The organism is Mycobacterium simiae (genome assembly GCF_008370645.1).
In the GTDB taxonomy this organism is placed as follows: Bacteria; Actinomycetota; Actinomycetes; order Mycobacteriales; family Mycobacteriaceae; genus Mycobacterium; species Mycobacterium simiae_A.
Window position 1 is genome coordinate 1 of sequence record NZ_VTZN01000252.1, and the last position, 5,181, is coordinate 5,181.

A 5,181-nucleotide genomic window follows, 5' to 3' on the forward strand; every position below is an offset into this window, starting at 1 on the left:
TGCTAGGAAGGCGGGGGTTCTCGGTTCCCCGATCGCCCATTCCCGGTCGCCGCAGCTGCACCTGGCTGCCTACCGCGCGCTCGGCTTACCCGACTGGACATACGAGCGCATCGAATGCACTGCAGAACAGCTGCCCGCCCGTGTCGCTGGCTTTGGGCCGGAATGGGTCGGGGTTTCGGTGACCATGCCGGGCAAGTTCGCCGCGCTGCGGTTCGCCGATGAGCGCACCGCACGCGCCGAGCAGGTTGGCTCGGCCAACACCCTGGTGCGCACGTCACACGGCTGGCGGGCCGACAACACCGACATCGATGGTGTGACCGGCGCCCTCGGCGCGGTTTCCGGTCGCGCGGTGGTGTTGGGTTCGGGCGGCACCGCTCCGGCGGCCGTCGTCGGGCTGGCCCAGCTGGGCGTCACCGGCATCACGGTGGTGGCGCGCAATCCCGTCAAGGCCGCCCGGTTGGCCGAACTCGGACGGCGCGTGGGGGTGGCGACCCGATGCAGCGGCCTAGACGATGCGCGGTTGGCCGACGAGGTCGCCGCTGCCGGGGCGTTGGTCAGCACCATTCCGGCGGATGTGGCGGCGCACTATGCCGGCACCCTTGCCGCCATCCCGGTGTTGCTGGATGCGATCTACAACCCGTGGCCCACACCGCTGGCGGCTGCGGTGACCGCCGCGGGTGGTCGGGTGATCAGTGGCCTGCAGATGCTGTTGCACCAGGCATTCGCGCAGGTGGAGCAATTCACCGGATCGCCCGCCCCGCGCGCGGCGATGACTTGCGCATTGGCCGAACTGGATTAGCCTGCCGCGCATGCGCATCGGCGGGATTGCTGTGGTGCTGGCCTGGCTGGTGGTGTTGAGCTGCTACGACCTCCGGCACCGCCGATTGCCCAACGTGTTGACGGTGCCCGGGGCGATCGTGATTGTGTTGGGCGCCGGCTTCGCTGGCCGGTCGATGCCGGCGCTGGCCGGTGCGGTCGCGCTCACCACGGTGTACCTGCTAGTGCACGTACTCGCTCCGGCGGCGATGGGTGCCGGTGATGTCAAGTTGGCGATCGGCCTGGGCGCGCTGACCGGCTGTTTCGGGGTCGAGGTGTGGTTTCTGGCGGCGGTGGCAGCGCCGCTGCTGACGGCGTCGTGGGGCATGCTGGCGATGTTGCGCGGCGCCCGTACGGTGCCGCACGGGCCCTCGATGTGCGTAGCCAGCGCGGTCGCTGCAGGGCTGGTCCTGCTGCCAGGATGAGTCTGCTGAGGCCTACCCGTCACAACTGCGACTTCCGACCACCGCTCGTTGGGCGGCTGCCACGAGGTCGGCCTCCGTACGCAAACCGCAGCACGGACGCGAAATGCTTGGGCGCAAGGGGTGGGGATCGCGATCCATACACCCAGATTGACGTGGGCGCGACGTCCACTCGGACTTTTCCGCGCTGGCGTCAATCTGGGCGCGTGTCGGGTGTGCGCTGGCTTCCCCGGAGTTTCGAGGCCACCTCGTCGATCCGATACCCGGCGACGCGTTGGCCGCGCTCATCACCCGAACCGGCCTGCGCCAAGCAACCCGCGGTCGCAGCCACCTCGTCCGGCGCCGCGCTGGCAACGACATGTTCTGTCACCCCTGACGCAGGTGGCTGTTGGGGCAATATGCTCGCCCAGGCTATCGCTGCTGCGATTCGGCGCGTTGACGTGGCTGGGCGCCGCCGCCAGCCGCCATGGGAAGATGTTCGAGTGTTGCGCTGGATCACCGCCGGGGAGTCCCACGGCCGTGCGTTGGTGGCTGTGGTCGACGGCATGGTCGCCGGGGTGGACGTTACCTCCACCGATATCGCCGATCAATTGGCCCGCCGCCGGCTGGGTTATGGCCGCGGCGCGCGGATGGCGTTCGAACGTGACGCGGTGACGGTGTTGTCCGGGGTACGCCACGGAACCACTCTGGGCGGGCCCATCGCCATCGAAATCGGCAACACCGAATGGCCGAAATGGGAAACCGTGATGGCCGCCGATCCCGTCGACTCCGCCGAGTTGGCCGATGTCGCACGCAACGCACCACTCACCCGGCCGCGTCCAGGTCACGCCGACTACGCCGGCATGCTCAAGTACGGCTTCGACGATGCCCGACCGGTGCTGGAGCGGGCCAGCGCACGCGAAACCGCGGCCCGGGTCGCCGCGGCAACGATCGCACGGGCATTCCTCAAGCAGGCGCTTGGCGTCGAGGTGCTTTCCCACGTCATCTCGATCGGCGCCTCGCCGCCCTACGACGGTCCACCGCCGGGGCCCGCCGACCTTGCGGCGATCGATGCCAGCCCGGTGCGTGCCTATGACGAGCAGACCGCGAACTCGATGATCGCCGAAATCGAGGCGGCCAAGAAGGACGGCGACACCCTGGGCGGCGTGGTGGAAGCCGTGGTGCTGGGCCTGCCGGTCGGATTGGGATCATTCACCAGCGGCGACAACCGGCTCGACAGCCAGCTGGCCGCCGCCGTGATGGGGATACAGGCGATCAAGGGTGTGGAGATTGGCGACGGGTTTGACACCGCCCGTCGCCGCGGTAGTCGTGCCCACGACGAGATGTACCCCGGGCCCGAAGGGGTGGTTCGCTCGACCAACCGGGCCGGTGGGCTTGAAGGCGGGATGACCAACGGCCAGCCGCTGCGGGTGCGTGCCGCGATGAAACCCATTTCCACCGTGCCGCGGGCGCTGGCCACCGTGGACATGGCCACCGGCGACGAGGCCGTCGCCATCCACCAGCGCTCCGATGTCTGCGCCGTTCCGGCCGCCGCGGTGGTGGTCGAGGCCATGGTGGCATTGGTGCTTGCCCGAGCCGCGCTGGAAAAGTTCGGCGGCGATTCGCTGGCCGAAACCCGCCGCAACATCGAGGCTTACCAGCGCACGGTCTACGACCGGCAGTCGCCAGCCGCTCGGGCGTCGGGATAGCACCGATGGCACCCAAAGCGGTACTGGTGGGGCTGCCCGGTTCGGGGAAATCCAGCATCGGGCGCAGGCTTGCCAAGGCACTCGGGGTCAGCCTGCTCGATACTGACGCGGCGATCGAGCAGCAGACCGGGCGCAGCATCGCCGATATCTTCGCCACCGACGGCGAAACGGAATTCCGGCGTATCGAGGAGCAAGTGGTGCGCACGGCATTGGCCGACCATGACGGTGTGCTGTCGCTGGGCGGCGGCGCGGTCACCAGTCCAGGAGTGTGCGCCGCTCTGGCCGGCCACACCGTCGTGTACTTGGAGATCAATGCCGCAGAAGGAGTTCGGCGCACCGGCGGCAACAGCGTGCGCCCGTTGCTGGCCGGTCCGGACCGTGCGGAAAAATTCCGCGCGTTGATGGCCAAACGGATTCCGCTGTACCGCCGGGTGGCGACCATCCGGGTCGACACCAACCGCCGCAACCCTGGGGCAGTGGTTCGCTACATTATGTCGCGGCTGGAAAACACTTCTCCTGCTGTTACTCCCACTACCAGCGGGGGCACCACATGACCGATCGCGGCGTACCGGTAACCGTGCAGGTTGCCGTCGACCCGCCCTACCCGGTGGTGATCGGTACCGGCTTGTTGACCGAACTGAGCGAGTTGCTTGTCGGCCGGAACAAAGTCGCTATCGTGCATCAACCGGTGCTGACGCAGACCGCCGAGGCCATCCGCGTCCACCTGGCCGACCAGGGCGTCGACGCGCACCGCATCGAAATCCCCGACGCCGAGGCCGGCAAGGAATTGCCGGTCGTCGGATTCATCTGGGACGTGTTGGGCCGCATCGGAATTGGCCGCAAGGACGCGCTGGTCAGCTTGGGTGGCGGAGCCGCCACTGACGTTGCCGGATTCGCGGCCGCCACCTGGCTGCGCGGTGTGTCGATCGTTCATGTGCCCACCACGCTGTTGGGCATGGTGGACGCGGCCGTCGGCGGCAAGACGGGCATCAACACTGATGCCGGCAAGAACCTGGTCGGAGCGTTTCACCAGCCGCTGGCTGTGCTGGCCGATCTGGCGACGCTGCAGACGCTGCCGCATCACGAAATCGCCTGCGGGATGGCCGAGGTGGTCAAGGCCGGATTCATCGCCGACCCGGTGATCCTCGACCTCATCGAAGCCGATCCAGCGGCTGCACTGGACCCGACGGGTGACGTCTTGCCGGAGTTGATTCGGCGCGCGGTGGCTGTCAAAGCGGAAGTTGTCGCTGCCGACGAGAAGGAATCCGAACTACGCGAAATCCTCAACTATGGACACACTTTGGGGCACGCGATCGAGTGTCGGGAGCGCTACCAGTGGCGCCATGGCGCCGCGGTGTCGGTAGGACTGGTGTTCGCGGCCGAACTCGCCCGCCTTGCCGGGCGGCTAGACGAGGCTAGCGCGCAGCGCCATCGCACCATCCTGTCCGCACTGGGATTGCCGGTCAGCTACGAACCTGACGCGCTGCCTCAACTGATCGACATCATGGCCGGCGATAAGAAAACGCGGGCCGGTGTGCTTCGATTCGTGGTGCTCGACGGGCTGGCCAAGCCGGGCCGGTTGGTGGGGCCCGACCCAGGGCTGCTGGTGACTGCATACGCGGGAGTATGTGCCCCATGAGCGTGACGGTGAACGTGATCAACGGCCCGAACCTGGGCCGGCTGGGCCAGCGCGAGCCCACCGTCTACGGCCGCACTACTCACGCGGAGCTGGCCGCTTTGATCGAGCGGGAAGCCGCCGAACTAGGATTGAAAGCTATTGTGCGGCAAAGTGATAGCGAAGCTCAACTGTTAGAGTGGATTCACCAGGCCGCTGATGCTGCAGAACCCGTGATCCTCAACGCCGGCGGTTTGACGCATACCTCGGTGGCCCTGCGCGACGCGTGCGCGGAACTAGGCGCGCCGCTAATCGAGGTGCACATTTCTAATGTGCATGCCCGCGAAGAGTTCCGGCGTCACTCCTACCTCAGCCCGGTCGCCACTGGGGTGATCGTTGGGCTCGGTATCCAGGGCTACCTGCTCGCCCTGCGGTATCTGGCCAGCGCGTCCGAGACTGGCGTCGCAGGCCATTGATCGGTCAGATCGAGGCTTGCCGGCGCAAGCGTTGACATCAGGCGAGGCCTGCGTCGTCCGGTTGCGCCCGTCGGCGTCGACGGTACCCATGAGGTGTTCAGGCTCATCGATGCGTTTCTCAACCATGTTGTTTTTTCGCAATAGGAATTGGGTGTTGTTGGTGG

At 67.2% G+C, this 5,181-nt stretch carries 6 protein-coding genes; all 6 read left to right on the forward strand.

The window, feature by feature from the left end; all coding sequences use genetic code 11:
- Nucleotides 1-799: shikimate dehydrogenase (locus F0Q45_RS24070; RefSeq protein ID WP_262491152.1), on the forward strand; the 799-nt coding region annotated here is incomplete at its 5' end.
- A gap of 10 nt (nt 800-809) precedes the next feature.
- Nucleotides 810-1,241: a prepilin peptidase gene (locus F0Q45_RS24075; protein ID WP_149656291.1), complete on the forward strand. Its 432-nt coding sequence runs from the start codon at nt 810-812 to the stop codon at nt 1,239-1,241.
- A gap of 479 nt (nt 1,242-1,720) precedes the next feature.
- A complete protein-coding gene (gene aroC, locus F0Q45_RS24080) occupies nt 1,721-2,926 on the forward strand; it encodes a chorismate synthase (protein WP_149656296.1) in 1,206 nt (401 codons plus the stop codon).
- 5 nt (nt 2,927-2,931) lie between these two features.
- Complete coding sequence (locus tag F0Q45_RS24085; protein ID WP_149656292.1) at nt 2,932-3,480, forward strand: shikimate kinase; 549 nt, start codon at nt 2,932-2,934, stop codon at nt 3,478-3,480.
- On the forward strand, nt 3,477-4,565 hold the full coding sequence (gene aroB / locus F0Q45_RS24090) for a 3-dehydroquinate synthase (protein WP_149656293.1): 1,089 nt from the start codon (nt 3,477-3,479) through the stop codon (nt 4,563-4,565). Before F0Q45_RS24085 ends, aroB begins: the two co-directional genes overlap by 4 nt.
- On the forward strand, nt 4,562-5,017 hold the full coding sequence (gene aroQ / locus F0Q45_RS24095) for a type II 3-dehydroquinate dehydratase (RefSeq protein WP_149656294.1): 456 nt from the start codon (nt 4,562-4,564) through the stop codon (nt 5,015-5,017). The genes aroB and aroQ overlap by 4 nt, the downstream gene beginning before the upstream one ends.
- The last annotated feature ends 164 nt before the right edge of the window (nt 5,018-5,181 follow it).